The sequence below is a fragment of the Martinezella multihospitum genome, assembly GCF_900094585.1.
Classification (GTDB): domain Bacteria; phylum Pseudomonadota; class Alphaproteobacteria; order Rhizobiales; family Rhizobiaceae; genus Rhizobium; species Rhizobium multihospitium.
The window spans coordinates 316594-334636 of sequence record NZ_FMAG01000001.1 but is presented as its reverse complement, the minus strand read 5'-3'; the positions used below and the strand labels follow the sequence as shown (position 1 = coordinate 334636).

The window sequence follows — 18043 nt, the reverse complement described above, 5'->3', positions numbered from 1 at the left end:
TTGGCTATGGCGTCAGCAAAGGATTGATGTCGCCGGCAATCCAGTCGCCACTAGAACTCATCGAAGGCATCATGACAGTGATAGCCTGAAGGTGTATATTTTCGCTTCACCACTCAGGGAGGTGATGATGGAAGCGCTCAATAGCCTTGTCATTGATCTCCTGGTTTTCCTGAAAGCCGGTCCGCGACCTTATCGCGAGGTCATGGATGCGTGGCGGACGAGTTGTCCCCGATTGCCCATCTGGGAGGATGCGGTGGATCTTGGTCTTGTTGAACGAGAGCAAGACTTTGTCGTCCTCACCGAAGCGGGAAGGAAACTGCTGCCATCGTAAAATGGCAATTCCTGCCGATCGGCCAGATAGACTTCGCCTGGAGTGGCGTCATTTCTCCGGTAGTGTCGTGCTGCCTTGATTGGCTGGAGCATTTCAGCTCTTCGGACAGTCTTGAGATGTGGAGCGTGCTGGCGCCCGCATTGGCTTGCACCTCGCTTCATGCGACAAGATTCATAGAGAAACAGATCATGGAGTTCGCTTGACCATCGGGCTTGCGCATGCAGAGCTGATTGCGGTTCTGACGGCCGTCACGGGCAGTGATCCACGGGTCATGACGGTGCGGTCGGGTGATGCCTTGCCATCCGGCCCGTTCGAGCTCGGGCATCGCACGCTGCAGAGCGGATTGCGCGAATGGGTTCAGGAGCAGACCGCCCATCCGGTCGGCTATCTGGAGCAGCTCTATACCTTTGCCGATCGCGATCGAAACAATGAAATTCTCGGCGGTCGCACGATTTCGATCAGCTATCTCGGGCTCGTGCGCGAACAGGCGGCACCCGGCGGCGGGATGCCGGGCTGGCACGGCTGGTATGAATATCTTCCCTGGGAGGATCATCGAGATGGCCGGCCGGGCATAGTCGATGACATCGCCGCTCGCCTCGCGCCATGGATCGACGAAGACGCGATGCGCCGTGGCCAGCGTCGCCGTCGCGCCGATTTCGATTTCGGGCTGAATGGGGCTGTCTGGAACGAGGATCTTGTCCTGCAGCGCTATGAATTGCTCTACGAAGCACGTCTCGTCGCCGAGGCGGGCTGCGATCTCAAGCATAATTTCGGCAGGTCGATGTTTGCCGATCACCGCCGCATCCTTGCGACCGGCATGGCGCGGCTCAGGGCCAAGATCAAGTACCGTCCCGTCGTCTTCGAACTCATGCCAGAGAATTTTACGCTGCTACAATTGCAGAAAACCGTGGAGGCGCTGGCCGGACTGACGCTGCACAAGCAGAATTTCCGCCGGCTGATCGAGCAGCAGGAACTGGTCGAGGAAACCGGTGGCACGGAAAGCGAGACCGGTGGGCGTCCGGCCAAGCTTTTCCGCTTCCGCCGCGCCGTCCTCGAAGAACGTGAATTCGCCGGAACGAAATTACCGCTCTCCCGCAATTGACATATGCTCACGCTGAGAATATCTATTTGTTTATGATATACTCAAAATGAGTATAATAAGGAGCCGGCCATGAATCTTCCCATATCCGCATCCTCCCTTTACGATCGTGTCAGCCGCGTCATCCCGAAAGCCGAATGGCTGTCGTTCCAGGATGATGTCGAGGCGATCCTCGAATTGAAGCGACGGCACAACGCCGTCATTCTCGCCCATAACTACCAGACGCCGGAGATTTTCCATGGCGTTGCCGATATCGTTGGCGATAGCCTGGCGCTTGCCCGCAAGGCGGTCGAAGTCGATGCCGATATCATCGTCCTTGCCGGCGTGCATTTCATGGCCGAGACGGCCAAGCTGCTGAACCCGGAAAAGACGGTGCTGATCCCTGATCTGGAGGCCGGCTGTTCGCTGGCGGAATCGATCACGCCCGAGGATATCGCCCTGCTGCGCCAGGCCCATCCCGGTGTTCCGGTGGTCACCTACGTCAATACGTCGGCGGCGGTGAAGGCGGCTTCGGATATCTGCTGCACCTCCGGCAATGCCCGGCAAGTGGTGGAATCGCTCGGTGTACCCAAGGTGCTGATGCTCCCGGACGAATATCTGGCGCGCAACGTCGCGCGGGAAACCAATGTCGAGCTTATCGCCTGGCATGGCCATTGCGAGGTTCACGAACTCTTCACGGCAGATGATATCCGTCAGCTGCGCGAGAATTATCCGGGCGTGACCGTGCTCGCGCACCCGGAATGCCCGCCCGATGTCGTCGAGGCAGCGGATTTCGCCGGCTCTACCGCCGTCATGTCCGATTATGTCGGCAAGAAGCATCCGTCCCGCGTCGTTCTCCTGACCGAATGTTCGATGAGCGACAATGTCGCCGTGCATCACCCCGATGTGGAGTTCATCCGCCCCTGCAATCTTTGCCCGCACATGAAGCGGATTACGCTCGGCAATATCCGCAAGGCTTTGGAAGAGGGGCGGCATGAGGTGACGGTCGATCCGGCAATTGCCGCCGACGCCCGCCGCGCTGTGGAAAGGATGCTGGCGATATGAGCGAGATTCTCGAAGACTTGAGCGGCCGTATCGTCATCGTCGGGAGCGGCCTTGCCGGGCTGATGACCGCTTTGACATTGGCGCCCGAACCGACCGTGATCGTCACCCGCGCCTTGATCGGTGCGGAGACCTCAAGCGCCTGGGCCCAGGGCGGCATCGCCGCCAGCATAGGCGAGGGCGATAGTCCCGCGTTGCATCTCGCCGATACGCTTGCGGCCGGCGACGGGCTCTGCGACGCGAAGGTCGCGGCAAGGATTGTTGCCGAAGCCCCCGCCGCCATTGCCGCGCTGGAGCGTGCCGGCGTCGAGTTCGATCGCGATGTTACTGGCGAATTGTCCCTCGGCCTTGAAGCCGCCCACTCGCTTCGTCGCATCGTACACTCCAAAGGAGATGGTTCGGGTGCAGCCATTGTCCGCGCACTGGCCGAGGCAGTAGCCCGTACGCCGTCGATCACGGTGCTGGAGGGCTATCAGGCACAGCGGCTGCTGCTCGATGGCGATCGTGTCGCCGGCCTTCTGTGCCTCAGCGACAAGGGCAGCGCCGTGCTGCCGTCCTCCCGCATTGTCCTCGCTACAGGCGGCATCGGCGGCCTGTTCGATGCAACCACCAACCCAGTCGGCAATTTCGGGCAGGGGATTGCGCTTGCGGCAAGGGCTGGCGCGCGGCTTGCCGATATGGAGTTTGTGCAATTCCATCCGACGGCGCTCGATAGCCGCAGGCGCCCGCTGGCGCTTGTCAGCGAAGCGGTTCGCGGCGAAGGCGCTCTGCTCGTCAATGAAAGCGGCGAGCGCTTCATGGCGGGTGTCGAGGGTGCCGAGCTTGCGCCGCGCGATATCGTCGCTCGTGCCATCAGCGCGGAAATCGCCCGCGGCGGCAAGGTATTCCTCGATGCGCGCAATGCTCTCGGCACTCGCTTCGCCACGCGCTTTCCAGTGATCGAAGCGCTTTGCCGCGAGGTGGGCGTCGACCCGGCGAGCGATCCCATCCCTGTGCGTCCGGCCGTTCACTATCATATGGGCGGCGTGGCGACCGACGAGAATGGCCGCAGTTCGGTTCCGGGTCTCTGGGTCGTGGGCGAGGCGGCGTCTACGGGGCTGCATGGCGCCAACCGTCTCGCCAGCAATTCTCTGCTGGAAGCAGCCGTCATGGGTATGAGAGCGGCGCGCGATATTGCCGGCACCGACTCAGTGGCAGCAAGACTGCCGAAGCATCTTCCCGAGACGATTGCACCGGATGCGGCACTCGTTCGGCCGATCGTGTCGCGGCATCTCGGTGTCTTGCGCAATGCCGGTGCCATCCATGGCGCGATCGCGGCGCTCCTGCCGCTTTGCGAGAGCGAAGGACCGGGCGCCGATCCGGCGCTTGTCGCATTGTTGATCGCCGTCTTCGCAAGTCTCAGGACGGAATCGCGCGGAGCCCATGCCCGCACGGACTTTCCGTTGAAGCTGCCATATGCGCAGCGCCGCATGATGAATCTCTCCGACGCCCTGGATATCGCCAGGTCCGTCACCCCCTATTCCCTCGCAAGGAGTGCCTGACATGACGCTTGCTCCCCTCCCACGCCTGATCGTCGAACCGCTGGTGCGCAATGCCCTTGTCGAAGATCTCGGCCTTGCCGGCGACGTCACATCGACGGCCGTTATTCCGGCGGAACATCGCTCCCGTGTCGCGATGGTGACGCGTCAGGCGGGCGTTGTTGCAGGTCTCGATGCCTCTGAACTTGCCTTCCAGCTGGTCGATCCCGCCATTGTCATGACCCGTCACGTGCCCGATGGTGCGAAGGTTGGTGCCGGCGAGGTCATCGCGACGATAGAAGGGCCGTCCCGCAGCCTGCTGACGGCCGAGCGGACTGCGCTCAATTTCCTGGGCCATCTCTCCGGCATTGCCTCCGTGACCGGCAGCATCGTCGAGGCGATCGCCGGCACGAAGGCCTCGATCGTCTGCACGCGCAAGACGACACCGGGTCTCCGGGCCTTGGAAAAATACGCCGTGCGCGCCGGCGGGGGTATGAATCATCGTTTCGCGCTCTATGACGCGGTATTGATCAAGGACAATCACGTCGCAATTGCCGGCGGCATCGCCGAGGCCATCGGCCGTGCCAAGGCGGGCGTGGGTCATATGGTCAAGATCGAGGTCGAGGTGGACACACTGGCGCAGCTTCGCGAAGCCATGCAGGAAGGCGTCGATGCCGTGCTGCTCGACAATATGACGCCGAATCAACTGCGCGAGGCGGTCGATATCGTCGGCGGCCGGGCCATTACCGAAGCCTCCGGCCGCATCACGCCGGCAACGGCCGCCGCGATCGCCGCGTCCGGCGTCGATCTCATATCCGTCGGCTGGCTGACACACAGTGCGCCAACGCTCGATATCGGGCTGGACTGGAGGGCGGCAACCTGAGGCGCGAGGCGCTGTCGTTGCGGCGATCCTGTTACAGCAACAAGGGACAAACTCTCGAATCCAAGTCGCAAGGAGCAATGTGAATGGGGTAAAATGTATATACAAAAGAGCTCCTTCCTTTGTATAGATTGGTCCTTGAGTACCGAATTCCCCCAGGAGGAGCGCAGGATGAGCGGTGACAGAACCGGCGATGGATTCGCCGAGCGCAGAACCATAGACAGGATACCGGAGAGCGAGCGACATGGTTTCCCGAGAGACCAGTTCACGCTCTGGTTTGGAGCGAACCTGCAGATCACGGCGGTTCTGGATGGCGCGCTTGCCGTCGTGTTTGGCGCGGAGGCAATGACCGCGATCGTGGGTCTGGCCGTCGGCAACATCCTCGGCGGCATCGTGATGGCCCTCCATTCGGCACAGGGGCCGCGCCTCGGGCTGCCACAGATGATCAGCAGCCGTGCGCAGTTCGGCGTCAAAGGCGCGACCCTTCCGTTGCTTCTGGTCATCCTGATGTATCTGGGCTTTGCTGCGACCGGCACGGTGCTGGCCGGCCAGGCCATGAACCTTCTTCTCGGCATATCCAATCCGGCCGTCGGCATGGTGATCTTCGGCGTGCTCAGCGCCGTGATCGCGCTCATCGGCTATAAGGTCATCCACATCATGGGGCGGATCGCGACGGTCATCAGCATCGTCGGCTTTGCCTACCTAGCCTATCAGCTGTTCCACCAATACGACATTCAAGCCGCCTTCGGTCAAAAGCCTGCGACGTTGGCGACCTTCCTACTGGCCGTGTCGCTCTCGGCCGGATGGCAGCTGACCTATGCACCTTACGTTGCCGACTATTCGCGTTACCTTCCGTCCTCCACGCCGGATGGCAAGGCATTCCTCTATACGCTGCTCGGCTCGGCGATCGCCTCGCAGCTTGCCATGACATTCGGCGTTCTTGTCGCGGCCGTTGGCGCAAAATTCCTTTCGAACCAGGTCGGCTTTCTTGGCACCCTGGCCGGGCAAGGCGCTGTTCTCGTTTATATCGTCATCATCTGCGGCAAGCTGACGATCAATTGCCTGAACGCCTATGGCGGCTTCATGGCAATCCTTACGACCTTTACCTCGTTCAGCAGCCAGACCCGGATTTCCAGTGGCGCGAGGGCGCTCTATATCGTCGGGTTCGTCGCCCTATCGGTGCTGATCGCCGTGCTCGCAAGCGCGGATTTCCTCGCGGCGTTCAAGAATTTCGTGCTGATGCTGCTGGCGGTCTTCGTGCCCTGGAGCGCGATCAATCTCATCGACTACTACCTCATCTCGAAGGAGAAGGTGGATATTCCGGCCCTTTACGATCCGTCGGGCCGTTATGGCGCCTACAATTGGACCGCGCTCGGATGCTATGTCCTCGGCGTCGTCGTGCAGATCCCGTTCCTCAATCAGCCTCTCTATGAAGGGCCGATTGCGGTCGCGCTCAATGATGCCGATATCTCGTGGGCCGTCAGCCTGGTCGTGACCGCCGTCGTTTATTACGCCCTGCAGCGCAATGCGAAGGTCGCCCCAAGCGAGATGATCCTGGAAGCCACGGCCCGAAGCTAGCAGAACTCTTCTATGGGTTTCGGCCGGCTACCTCCTGCAGGTTGCCGGCCGCCTCGGTGAGCGAGGTGAGGATTGACGGCCCGGGGGTCAGACGATGACCGGCACTTGGGCGCCATCCATGCTGATCACGACGCCGGTCACATAGCTCGCCTTGGCCGAGCTCAGGAAGGCGACGACATTGGCGATATCGGCAGGGCTTGCCATGCGGCCGATCGGGATGCGCTTCAGCGCATCGGCAAGCGCTTCTTCTTCGGTCGAGCCTGAGATCTTCGCCGCCGCCTTCAGGCCTTCGGCGACACGATCCGTCTCCGTGAGGCCGGGATTGAGGCCGACGACCCGCACGCCCTTGCCGGCATAGGCATTGGCGAGTCCGACGCTTGCGAGCATGAGGGCGGCATTGGCCGATCCGCCGGCCAGATGCACGGGCGAGGCGATCTTGCCGCCATTGCCGATAATGTTGATGACGGCACCCGTGCCGCGCGCGCCCATGCGTTTGATGACAGGATCGATGACGTTGATGTAGGAAAAATACTTCGCATCCATCGCGGCACGCCAGATGGCCGGCGTCAGCTCGTCCGCCGGCGTGCGTGCGGCGGCACCCGCGCTGTTGACGAGAATATCGATCGGGCCGATGTCCTGCTCGACTTTCTCCACCACGGCCAGCGCCTGTTCATCGGAGATCAGGTCGGCGGCATAGCCGCGGGCACCAGGAAGCCGGGAGAGTGCGGCATCGATATTGGCTTGCGAGCGCGAGCAGATCGCGACACGCGCGCCCTCCTGCAGGAAGAGTTCGGCGCAGGCATAGCCGATGCCCTTCGAACCGCCTGTGATCAGAACGACTTTATCCTTGAGACCAAGGTCCATGAGAATCTCTCCGAGATGGTTTGCTGGGGCCGCAAGCTACGTCCCGAAGTTATCCTCGTACAGGCTCGCCGTCGTCACAGCTTGGTGACCGGGTGCCGATACTTACGAAAGACGCTTGGCCTTCAGCACTGAAACGGCCGTCTCGCTGTTATGGACATAGTCGTTGGCATCCGGCTGACGCTGCACGAGCAGAATGAACAGCAGGTCGGTCAGCATCAGCTGCGCGTCGCGGGCGGTGATCGCCGAGGAGCGGACGCGATCCTCATCGCCGACGGTGTGCAGGCAAATATCGGCCACGCGGGTCAGCGGGTTGTCCTGCAGTCCGGTGACGGCGATGACGGTCGCCTGGCGCTGGCTTGCCAGTTCCGCAATCCGCAGCGTCTCGATGCTGGCACCTGAGTAAGACAGCGCGAAGAGCAGGTCATCCGGCCCAAGCGTCGACGCATTGGCCATCTGGACATGGCTGTCGCTATCATGCAGCACGTTACGGCCGAGCTTCATCAGCTTGTAGGAAAAATCGCGGGCCACCAGCGACGAGGCGCCGACACCAGCAAGATGGATGCGCCTTGCATCGTGGAGCGCCTCGAGCGCTTTCTCGATGTCGGCTTCGTTATTGACGGAAATGGTCTGCTGCATCGCCTGCATCTTGCTGCCGAGCAGCTTCTGCAGGATCGTCAGATAGCCGTCGCCCACCTCGATCGTGCCGTGGATCATGCCGGCCGGCGCCTGCCATTCCTGCGCCTTGGCCTCGCTGACGGCCAGCTTCAGCTCTTGATAGCCGGCATAGCCGAGCTTCTGGCTGAATTTCACGACGCTCGACTGGCTGCGGCCGGTTTCGACCGCAAGTGCTGCCGAGGACAGGCGCAACATCTGGTCGGGATTGTCGATGATGAATTGCCCGATCTGGCGATCGGCTGGTGCCATGGTCTCAAGCTGCGCGCTGATCTTTTTCAGGATAGACATTTGGTCCTTTGGGTGTCCTTCCAGCCATCGAGGCGATTCACGCGGGCAGGGCGAACGCCGAAAATAGCATCCCGTTCAAGCGCGGCAACCTTGCTTCGCATGATCGGACACTATCACAGCAAATTGGAATAAAAAATTCCAAATCCCGTTGACAGTATGGAATTGGCGAATAGTCTTTGGTGAGTGGATCAGGGACTTGTGGTGTCCCTGTCTTTTTCCGCAATGGATTTTCATCATGGACAGACTTCGCATCTCCGGCGGCAAAAGGTTGCAGGGCGCTGTCACCATAGCCGGCGCCAAGAACGCCGCCTTGCCGCAGATCGCCGCGGCGCTGCTAAGCCAGCATCCACTGGAATTGACCAACCTGCCGGCGGTCAGCGACGTCGAGAACATGCTGGGTGTCATTGCGCTCCATGGCGCGAAGGTGGCGCGGGGGCCGCATGGCACGACGATCGATGCGAGCGATATCGTCTCGAAGGAGACGTCCTACGATACCGTCAGGCGCATGCGGGCGACCGTGCTGGTGCTGGCGCCGCTACTTGCCCGTTTCGGTCATGCGCGTGTTTCGCTTCCCGGCGGCTGCGCCATCGGCGCGCGGCCCGTCGATATGCACATCAAGGCTCTGGCGACGCTCGGTGCCGATATCGCGATCGAAAGCGGTCTCATCGTCGCCTCGGCGTCGAACGGGCTGAAAGGGGCGCGGATCGTGCTGAGTTCGCCATCCGTCGGCGCGACGGAGACGGCAATGATGGCCGCCTGTGCCGCCAAGGGCGAAACCGAGATCCTGAATGCCGCCCGCGAGCCGGAAGTGGCGGATCTGGCGGTGTGCCTTGGCGCCATGGGTGCGCGGATCGAGGGGGCGGGCACGCATCGGATTCTGATCGACGGCGACACCAGCTGGCGCGCCGCCAGGCATCATGGCATCCCCGACCGCATAGAGGCCGGCACCTATGCCGTGGCGGCGGCGATCACCGGCGGCCAGCTCGAGCTCATCCATGCCCGGCTGGAAAATCTCGCCTCTGTCGTCCAGGCGCTCGAGGCCATGGGTGTCAGCGTCTGGCCGAGCGATCGCGGACTGGTCGTTTCCAGGGATGGCCCGCTTAAAGGTGCCGATATCACCACGGAACCCTATCCGGGCTTCCCGACGGACCTGCAGGCGCAGTTCATGGCGCTGGCCTGCTGCGCGGAGGGGGCGTCGCTGATCCGCGAGACGGTATTCGAAAACCGCTTCATGCACGTACCGGAGCTGACGCGGCTCGGCGCCAACATCACACTTCAGGGGACGACGGCGCTGGTGCGCGGTGGGGCGCCGCTCAAAGGGGCACAGGTGATGGCGACGGACCTCCGCGCCTCCGTCTCGCTGGTTCTCGCCGCCCTCGTGTCGGAAGGCGAAACTATCGTCAACCGCGTCTATCATCTCGACCGCGGCTACGAGCAGCTCGATCGCAAGCTCCGGCTCTGCGGCGCCGATATCGAACGGCTGATGTCATGACCGCTGCAGTGGAAAACGCTTCCCATTTTCTTGGCATCGATGGCGGTGGCACCGGCTGCCGGGCGCGTATAGAGGATGCCGAAGGCACGGTTCTAGGGCAGGGATTGTCCGGGCCGGCAACGACCCGTCTTGGCATTCCCGAAGCATGGGCATCGATTTCGCGTGCCTTCGATGCCGCCATCGAAGAAGCGGGGTTGAGTGCCGCCGATATTGGGCGCATCCACGCCGGCGTTGGGCTGGCGGGGATCGGCCGGAAGGGTGCGCTTGCTGCCCTCGAGGCGATAGAACACCCCTTCGCCAGCATCGATTTCATCAGCGACGGCGCGGGCGCCTGCCTCGGAGCCCATTCCGGACGCGATGGCGCCATCGTCATCGCGGGGACGGGTTCGATTGGCCTCGGCCTCGTCGAAGGACGGCAATTGCGCGTCGGCGGTTATGGCTTTCCGATCTCGGACGAGGGCAGCGGCGCTTATCTTGGGCTGAAGGCCGTGCAGCTTGCGCTGCGTGCCCATGATGGCCGCGAACAGAAGACGGCGCTGCTCGCCGAGATCATGCAGCGCTTTCAGAATGACCCAATGGAGGCGGTCGCCTGGATGGATCGGGCCTCCGCCACGGATTACGCGGCTCTGGCCCCCATGGTCCTCCGTCACGCCGATCAGGGCGATGCTGCCGCACGGCGGATCGTGCAAAGCGCGGCCGGCCATATCGACACGCTGATCCGCACTTTGTTCGAGAAGGGCGCGCCGCGTGTCTGCCTCCTTGGTGGGCTCGCTAGTCCGCTGGAGCCTTGGCTTTCGCCGGATGTGCGCCGGCGCTTGAAACCCATCGACGGTGACGCCGTATCCGGTGCGATCATTCTGGCAAGACGGGCTATTTGCGGTTCTCGAACTGAATGACCATGGGGATGCAATAAACGTCTTTCTCTTTCCTCTTGATTCCATCGAAAGCAAGTCCTATTTTGACTATATATGGTCATTTTAGATTGAGAGCCGTAATGTCGACAATTAGCGTAGCAGAGGCAAAGGCAGGCTTTGCCAATCTGGTCGATGAAGCTGCCAACGGTGATTTTGTCACCATCACGCGCCACGGGAAGCCCGCTGCCGTGCTTGTGTCAGTCGAAGCAGCCGAGGCCGCAAAGAAGGCTTTGGAGAAACCAAGGCCGAATTTCGGGGATTTCCTGCTCACCTTTCCCGGTGGGGTCGATCTGGATCGAAACTCCTCAAAAATGAGAGACGTTGATTTGTGACAGAGTACCTGCTCGACACGAATATCATCAGCAGGTTTGCGCCGGATAAGGTGCCGCCCTCCGATGCCATCCGGATCTGGTTCCACAGTCAGGGCGAAGCCGATGCGCTTTTTCTGTCGGCCATGTCTGTCTCGGAGATCGAAAAGGGAATACGCTCCCTTCATCGTCGTGGCGGGACTGAGCGAGCCAAGCGTCTTTCTAACTGGCTCGATTTCATTACCGACAGTTTTAGTGACCGTATCCTACCCATGGATACGGTCGTCGCGCGGATTGCCGGCGCTCTGGAAGATGACGCCCTAAGCAAGGGCCACAATCCCGGCCTCGGCGACATTATCATTGCAGCGACGGCGCGAGCTTATGACCTGACCGTCATTACCGAGAACTTACGGCATTTCCAGCCGCTCGACGTATCGGTTGATCTTCCGGCGGTTTTCAGATCGGAATGATCGCTACCTCCATATTGAATAGCAATCAGCGCGATGATGGCGACATCTACGAATAAACTGACCGATCTGGAGCTGCAGCGCTAGCTGGCGTGGTCGGTAAATCACACTTACCGCTGTGTACTGTCGTCGCATAATCGCAGTGGCGAATTTGCGCGGGAAGAGTGGAATATTTTATTCCTTTCTGGATTGACGGAAGGAATAAACGGACATAATGTTAACCAAGGTAAGCAGGGAGTGGGCAGGGAATGAAGCCGAAAAGGCCGTCCGAGCCCAGGTTGATATTAATCGGCCATCTGACTGAAAACCGATCTTTGCTGTGGTGTGTTCGGTACTAAAATGATCGAACGTGCCGCTGTGACCTATTGATATCGAAGCGTTATTCGCGAGCAGGCCCATGACAGAGCAGAAGTTGATATCCGAGCTGGAGCAGTTGGTTTCCGAAGGGCGCAATCCCAACACGATGCATATCGATCTGCTGCCGACCTTCGATATCCTGCGCGAAATCAACTATGAGGATCAGACGGTGCCCGTCGCCGTCGAGAAGGTCATTCCGGCGATTGCCGCCGCCGTCAATCAGATCGTCGCCGCCTTCCAGAAGGGCGGCCGGTTGGTCTATATGGGCGCGGGTACCAGCGGCCGTCTCGGTGTGCTCGATGCCTCCGAATGCCCGCCCACTTTCAGCGTGCCGCCGGAGATGGTCGTCGGCCTCATTGCCGGTGGCCCTGATGCGCTGCGGCGCTCGATCGAAGGCGCGGAAGACGATCCGGTACAGGGGCGCCAGGCGCTGGAAGAGGTCAATCTGAGCAAGGATGATGTCGTCGTCGGCATCGCCGTCAGCGGCCGCACGCCCTACGTCATCGGTGGCTTGAATTATGCCAAGAGCATCGGCGCCTTTACGGTGGCGCTATCCTGCAATCCGAATTCCATCATCGCCGGCATTGCCGATCTGGCGATCTCGCCGGTTGTCGGCCCGGAAATCCTGACCGGCTCGACCCGTCTGAAGTCCGGCACGGCGCAGAAACTCATCCTCAACATGCTGACGACCGCCAGCATGATCCGTATCGGCAAGAGCTATCAGAACCTGATGGTCGATGTCAGCGCCAGCAACAAGAAGCTGGTGGCTCGCGCCTCGCGCATCGTCATGCAGGCGACGGGCTGCACCCAGCAGGAAGCGCGGCGCGTACTCGATCTGACCGGCAACGACGTCAAGCTTGCCATTCTCATGGAAATTACCGGGATGGGCATTGAAGAAGCCCGCACGGCATTGCAAAACGCTGATGGATTCCTGCGCAAGGCCATTAACGCCAAGACTGCTTGAAGCAACCGCTGCGGCATGCTGCAACGGCAATCAACGGGCCAAAATCGGCCGGGGACATTTAAAAAATTTGGAGGACTGACAGTGGAAGGGAATTTTGGAAAGAAGCTGATTTCAGGCGTGGCGCTGGCCCTGGGGCTTGGGTTGGCGACGGTCGCGATGCCGGTCGAGGCGGCGACGCTGCACATGGCGTGGTCACAGGATGCGACGGGGCTTGATCCGCACAAGCAGACGGCCTTCTCCTCCATCCGCCTGCTGGAACTGATCTACGAGCCGCTTGTTCGCCTCGATGGCAATCTGCAGATCGTGCCCGGTGTTGCCGAAAGCTGGCAGTTCTCGCCCGATGGCAAGCAATTGACCTTCAAGCTTAACGCCAAGGCAAAGTTCCAGAACGGCGCGGCCGTGACCTCGGCTGACGTCAAGGCCTCCTTCCAGCGCATCCTCGATCAGGCGACCGGTGCGGTTGCCCGTGCCAACTTCCTGTCGATATCAAGCATCGATACGCCCGACGCCAATACCGTGGTCTTCAACCTGTCGCAGCCCGACGCTCCGATCCTGACCTCCATGACGAGCCTCAACGCTGCCGTCGTTCCGGCCAGTGAAATCACCGCCGGCACGATCGGCACGAAGGCGATCGGCTCCGGCCCCTTCAAGCTCGACAGCTGGGTTCCGAACTCCAAGGAAGTCCTGAGCGCCAACAAGGATTGGGCAGGCGGCGCCACCGGCGTCGACGGCATCAACATCAGCGTGTTGCCCGATGAAACCGCGATTCTCGCATCGCTGCGCACCGGCCAGATCGATTTCGCGCTGCTGAATGACCCGCTCGTGGCAACGCTGGTGCCGAAAGAGCCGAAGCTGCAGCTTACCCGCACGCCGATCCTCTCCTACAACGTCCTGCAGCTCAATCCCTCCCGCAAGCCGATGGATCAGCTGGCGGTGCGCCAGGCGATCTCCTGCGCCATCGACCGCAAGGACGTGATGGATACGGCCGCCCTCGGCGAGGGCAAGGTGACCGGGCCGCTGACGATGCCGCTCTATGCGACCGATCCTAGCAAGCTTTTCTGCTATACGCGCGATGTCGCCAAGGCGAAGAAGCTGATGGCCGATGCCGGCTTTGCCAACGGCTTTTCCGCAACTGTGATCGCCGCAACCGGCGAACCGCCGACGGCGACTGCGGAGGCGCAGGTCATCCAGTCGCAGCTTGCCGAAATCGGCATCAAGCTCGACATCAAGGTGATGGAACTCAACGTCTATGTCGACACCTGGCTCAAGGGCAATTTCGACATGGCGGTGGCTCTGAACGGCGGCAGCGCCGACCCTTATTCGATGTATAACCGTTACTGGACCAAGTCGGGCAACCTGCAGAAGGTCGCCAACTACATCGACGATACGCTCGACAGCCTGATGCAGAAGGGTCGTGCCGAAACCGATCCGGCCAAGCGCAAGGAAATCTTCGCGGAATTCGAAAAGCATCTCGCCGAGGTCTCGCCCTGGATCTGGCTCTATACGGCCTATGGCTACACGGCCGAGCAGAAGAATGTCGAGGGCTTCGTGCCGACGCCGACCGGCTCGCTGTTTGGCCTCAGCAAGGTGTCGATCAAGTAACGGCAGTCGGGATTGATAGCATTTCCCTCGTAAGCGATCTTATGGAAATGCTCTATCTCTTTGTTTTTATGCAGTTTCAGCCATGAACTCATATCTTGGTTTAGCTGAAATTGTTTTAGGGGAATTGTAATGTCGTATCTGACGCGCCGGCTGATGACATTCCCGCTGATCATGCTGGGCGTGTCCATCTTCGTCTTCGTCGCTATCCGGCTGGTGCCGGGCGATGCGATTACGGCGATGCTCGGAACCAATGCGGGCCTGCTGACGCCGGAGCAGCGGCAGGCCCTTGCCGCCTATTTCGGCATCGATCAATCCTGGCCAATCCAGTATTGGCATTGGTTGCTCGGGGTCTTCCAGGGCAATCTCGGCATCTCCGTCACCTATGGCAAGCCGGTCCTCGATATCATCCTGGAGCGGTTCCCGCTGACGCTTGAGCTTGCGCTGCTCTCCATGGTGATCGCGCTTGCCATCGGCCTGCCTGCCGGCGTCTTTGCCGCCACGCGAAACGAAAAGCTGTCCGATCTTCTCGTGCGCATCGTCGCCATGATCGGGCAGTCAACGCCGAATTTCGTTCTCGGGCTGTTGCTGATCTATGCTCTGTCCGCCGGCTTCGGCGTGCTGCCGACCATGGGCGCCTTCACCCCCCTTTGGGAGAACCCGATCGAAAACCTCGGCCAGATGATCCTGCCGGCATTAACGCTTGGTTTTGCCTTTGCCGCGTCCGTGACCCGCGTCGTGCGCTCCGCCATGCTCGATGTCCTGAGCGACGATTATGTACGCACCGCCCGCAGCCGTGGCGTTCCGGCGCGCGGCGTCATCTGGCGGCATGCACTGCCGAATGCGTTGATCCCGGTGGTGACGCTGAGCGGCGTCGAATTCGGCTATCTGCTCGGCGGCGCCGTGTTGGTCGAGCAGATCTATGCGCTACCCGGCCTCGGTCGCCTGGTGCTGGATGCGATCCAGCAGCGTGACTATGCCTTGGTCCAAGGCTGCGTCCTGTTCATCGCGCTCAATTTCATGGTGGTCAATCTATTGGTCGATCTTGCCTATGTCGCGCTCGATCCGCGCGTCCGTCTCGGAGAAGGCTGATGCGGATCGTCAAGGCCATTTTTTCACACATGAGCGGCCGGATCGGCGGCGTCATCGTGCTCGTCTACATCGTCATTGCCATCCTTGGCATGCTTGGCCTGACGCCGCATGATCCCGTGGCACGCAATGCACTGGCACGCCTGCAATCGCCCAGTTATGCCTATTGGATGGGCACGGACCTGCTGGGACGCGACGTGGCCAGCCGCTTGATGAACGGCATCGGCGAGTCCTTTACCGTCGCCTTCTTTTCAGTTGCGCTCGCGACTCTGATTGGCACTGTGCTCGGCCTGACCGCCGCATGGTCGGGCAAGCGCTGGGATGGCGTCATCATGCGACTGATGGATGTGCTTTTGGCTTTTCCGGCGATCCTGCTGGCGCTGCTCATCATCGCCATAGTCGGTCCCGGAACCTGGACCAGCGTCGCTGCGATTGCGATCGTCTATACGCCGATCTTTACCCGCGTCGTGCGTGGGCCGGCGTTGTCGCTGAAGGGGCGCGATTTCGTCGATGCCGCTCGCACTTTCGGCAGCGGTACGTCCTATATCCTGACGCGGCATCTGCTGCTCAATCTCGTGGCTCCCTTGACCGTGCAGGTGACACTGGCGCTCGCCTGGTCTCTGCTGACGGAGGCGGGTCTGAGCTTTCTCGGTCTGGGAACGCAGCCGCCGGCCTCGTCACTGGGTCTGATGCTGAGCGACAGTCGCAATCTCATGGAAACAGCGCCCTGGCTGCTGATCTTTCCCGGCGTGACCATCATGATATCCATTCTCGGCTTCAACCTGCTTGGCGACGCGCTGCGCGATATTTTCGATCCGAAGATGCGGAGGTCGACGGTATGACGCCGCTTCTTTCCGTTTCCAATCTCAGCGTCGGTTTCGGACGCAACCCCGACGCCAATCCCATCGTTCGCGGTGTCAGCTTCGATCTTGAAGCTGGCGAGACGTTGGCGATCGTCGGCGAGAGCGGCTCGGGCAAGTCGGTCACGGCACTGTCGATCAATCGTCTGGTCGATTTCGGCGGCGGCCGCATTACCAGCGGCTCGATCCGGCTCAAGCGCGCCGATAACAGCATTCTGGATCTGACCAAGGCGAGTGAGGCGGAACTGACCAAGATCCGTGGCGGCGAGATCGGCGTGATCTTCCAGGAGCCGATGACCTCTCTCAACCCGGTTCTGACGATCGGCACGCAGATCGAGGAATCGTTCCGGCTGCATCGCGGCCTGACGGGAAGCCAGGCGAAGGCGGCGGCCAAGGATGCACTGGATCGTGTGCGCATTCCGGATGCGGCGCGGCGGCTGACCTATTGCCCGAACCAGCTCTCCGGCGGCATGTTGCAGCGCGTGATGATCGCGACCGCACTTGCCTGCAATCCCCGCCTTCTGATCGCCGACGAGCCGACAACGGCGCTTGATGTCACCGTGCAGGCGCAGATCATGGCCTTGCTTGCCGAATTGAAGCGCGAAACCGGCATGTCGATGATCTTCATCACCCATGACATCGGCCTTGTTGCCGGCATTGCCGACAAGGTGATGGTGATGCAGGCCGGCCAGGCGGTGGAGCAGGGCGAGCTTAATCAGATCCTCGATCATCCCAAGCATCCCTACACCCAGCACCTTCTGCATTCGGTGCCGCATTTCGCCTCGGGACAGGCAGCGCGCAGCGATTTCCAGCGCGAAGGCCCATCCTCCAAGCCGGCACTGAAGGTGGAAGGCTTGACCGTCCGTTTTCCGGTGAAGGGCGGCTTCCTGCGCCGATCGGCTGGTGCGGTACATGCGGTCGAAGGCGTCGGTTTCGACCTGATGCCGGGAGAGACGCTGGCGATCGTCGGCGAGAGCGGTTCGGGCAAGTCGACCACCGCAAGAGCGATCCTGGGGCTCGTCAAATCGACGCGCGGCACCTTCACGACGACTGCCGGCAAAGCGGCAGATCGCACCAGCGCGGTGCAGATGGTCTTCCAGAACCCTTATGCCTCACTCAATCCGCGCCTGCGTGTCGACACCATCCTTGCCGAACCCGTCATCGCATCCGGCGCGCGTGTTTCGGCCCAAACGCGCGAGCGCATGCTTATGCTGTTGAAGCGCGTGGGATTGCCGGAAAACGCCTTGGAGCGCTATCCGCATGAATTTTCCGGCGGTCAGCGCCAGAGGCTTTGCATCGCACGTGCCCTGATGCTCAATCCTTCCGTGCTGGTGCTCGACGAGGCGGTTTCGGCGCTTGACGTTTCCGTTCAGGCGCAGGTCCTGGAATTGCTGATCGAGTTGCAGCGCGAATACGGGCTCGCCTATCTCTTCATCTCGCATGACATGGCCGTCGTGGAACGCATCGCCCATCGCATCGCGGTGATCTATGCCGGGCAGATCGTCGAGATCGGCGATGCCGCCTCCGTCTTGTCGGAGCCCAAGCATTCCTATACCAGGCGGTTGATCGCGGCGGTTCCGACGGTTGCGCGACGCAAGGAAAACTTCACGCTCGACACCCGCCAGGTTCCGTCGCTGGTGCGCCCGCTGGGCTTCGAGCCTGATGTTCCCGAGTGGCGTCGCTTTGCGCCGGATCACATCGCCCTGGCGGAAGCCTGAGC

17 protein-coding genes are annotated in these 18043 nt (G+C 61.1%); 15 read left to right on the top strand and 2 right to left on the bottom strand.

Annotation, left to right across the window (positions count from 1 at the left end; genetic code table 11):
• Positions 1-124: 124 nt before the first annotated feature.
• From GA0061103_RS01480 to GA0061103_RS01455, 6 genes are all read left to right on the top strand, one after another.
• The gene (locus GA0061103_RS01480) at positions 125-331 is read left to right on the top strand and encodes a hypothetical protein (RefSeq protein ID WP_245304623.1); all 207 of its coding nucleotides are present in this window, start codon (positions 125-127) and stop codon (positions 329-331) included.
• Between the two features lie 199 nt (positions 332-530).
• Complete coding sequence (locus GA0061103_RS01475) at positions 531-1433, top strand: NUDIX hydrolase (RefSeq protein WP_092706410.1); 903 nt, start codon at positions 531-533, stop codon at positions 1431-1433.
• Between the two features lie 69 nt (positions 1434-1502).
• Complete coding sequence (gene nadA, locus GA0061103_RS01470; protein ID WP_092706408.1) at positions 1503-2474, top strand: quinolinate synthase NadA; 972 nt, start codon at positions 1503-1505, stop codon at positions 2472-2474.
• Positions 2471-4012 (top strand): L-aspartate oxidase, encoded by a 1542-nt coding sequence (locus GA0061103_RS01465; protein ID WP_092706406.1) that lies wholly within the window; start codon positions 2471-2473, stop codon positions 4010-4012. Before nadA ends, GA0061103_RS01465 begins: the two co-directional genes overlap by 4 nt.
• 1 nt (position 4013) lies before the next feature.
• Entirely contained in the window at positions 4014-4871 is an 858-nt protein-coding gene (gene nadC, locus GA0061103_RS01460; protein WP_092706404.1) for a carboxylating nicotinate-nucleotide diphosphorylase, read from the top strand.
• A 168-nt stretch (positions 4872-5039) separates the two neighbouring features.
• The gene (locus tag GA0061103_RS01455) at positions 5040-6446 is read left to right on the top strand and encodes a purine-cytosine permease family protein (RefSeq protein ID WP_092706402.1); all 1407 of its coding nucleotides are present in this window, start codon (positions 5040-5042) and stop codon (positions 6444-6446) included.
• Between the two features lie 87 nt (positions 6447-6533).
• On the opposite strand, the gene GA0061103_RS01450 is transcribed toward GA0061103_RS01455, so the two are convergent.
• Together GA0061103_RS01450 and GA0061103_RS01445 are read right to left on the bottom strand one after the other, a co-directional pair.
• Complete coding sequence (locus GA0061103_RS01450) at positions 6534-7310, bottom strand: SDR family oxidoreductase (protein WP_092706400.1); 777 nt, start codon at positions 7308-7310, stop codon at positions 6534-6536.
• A 102-nt stretch (positions 7311-7412) separates the two neighbouring features.
• Positions 7413-8273 (bottom strand): MurR/RpiR family transcriptional regulator, encoded by an 861-nt coding sequence (locus GA0061103_RS01445; RefSeq protein WP_092706399.1) that lies wholly within the window; start codon positions 8271-8273, stop codon positions 7413-7415.
• Positions 8274-8508: 235 nt separating this feature from the next.
• Here GA0061103_RS01445 and murA point away from each other — a divergent pair, with 235 nt between their 5' ends.
• From murA to GA0061103_RS01400, 9 genes are all read left to right on the top strand, one after another.
• Positions 8509-9765, top strand: coding sequence for a UDP-N-acetylglucosamine 1-carboxyvinyltransferase (gene murA, locus GA0061103_RS01440; RefSeq protein WP_092706397.1), 1257 nt, complete (start codon positions 8509-8511; stop codon positions 9763-9765).
• Entirely contained in the window at positions 9762-10661 is a 900-nt protein-coding gene (locus GA0061103_RS01435) for a glucosamine kinase nucleotide-binding domain-containing protein (RefSeq protein ID WP_092706395.1), read from the top strand. Before murA ends, GA0061103_RS01435 begins: the two co-directional genes overlap by 4 nt.
• A 98-nt stretch (positions 10662-10759) precedes the next feature.
• A complete protein-coding gene (locus GA0061103_RS01430; RefSeq protein WP_092706393.1) occupies positions 10760-11011 on the top strand; it encodes a type II toxin-antitoxin system Phd/YefM family antitoxin in 252 nt (83 codons plus the stop codon).
• Positions 11008-11457, top strand: coding sequence for a type II toxin-antitoxin system VapC family toxin (locus GA0061103_RS01425; RefSeq protein ID WP_092706391.1), 450 nt, complete (start codon positions 11008-11010; stop codon positions 11455-11457). Before GA0061103_RS01430 ends, GA0061103_RS01425 begins: the two co-directional genes overlap by 4 nt.
• A gap of 394 nt (positions 11458-11851) precedes the next feature.
• Positions 11852-12775 carry an N-acetylmuramic acid 6-phosphate etherase gene (gene murQ, locus GA0061103_RS01420; protein ID WP_092706389.1) on the top strand — a complete coding sequence of 308 codons (924 nt, stop codon included), beginning with the start codon at positions 11852-11854 and terminating at the stop codon, positions 12773-12775.
• Positions 12776-12931: 156 nt separating this feature from the next.
• Entirely contained in the window at positions 12932-14377 is a 1446-nt protein-coding gene (locus tag GA0061103_RS01415) for an ABC transporter substrate-binding protein (RefSeq protein WP_245304690.1), read from the top strand.
• Between the two features lie 129 nt (positions 14378-14506).
• Entirely contained in the window at positions 14507-15466 is a 960-nt protein-coding gene (locus GA0061103_RS01410) for an ABC transporter permease (RefSeq protein WP_092706385.1), read from the top strand.
• On the top strand, positions 15466-16305 hold the full coding sequence (locus GA0061103_RS01405) for an ABC transporter permease (RefSeq protein ID WP_092706383.1): 840 nt from the start codon (positions 15466-15468) through the stop codon (positions 16303-16305). Before GA0061103_RS01410 ends, GA0061103_RS01405 begins: the two co-directional genes overlap by 1 nt.
• Positions 16302-18041 (top strand): ABC transporter ATP-binding protein, encoded by a 1740-nt coding sequence (locus GA0061103_RS01400; RefSeq protein ID WP_092706381.1) that lies wholly within the window; start codon positions 16302-16304, stop codon positions 18039-18041. Before GA0061103_RS01405 ends, GA0061103_RS01400 begins: the two co-directional genes overlap by 4 nt.
• The last annotated feature ends 2 nt before the right edge of the window (positions 18042-18043 follow it).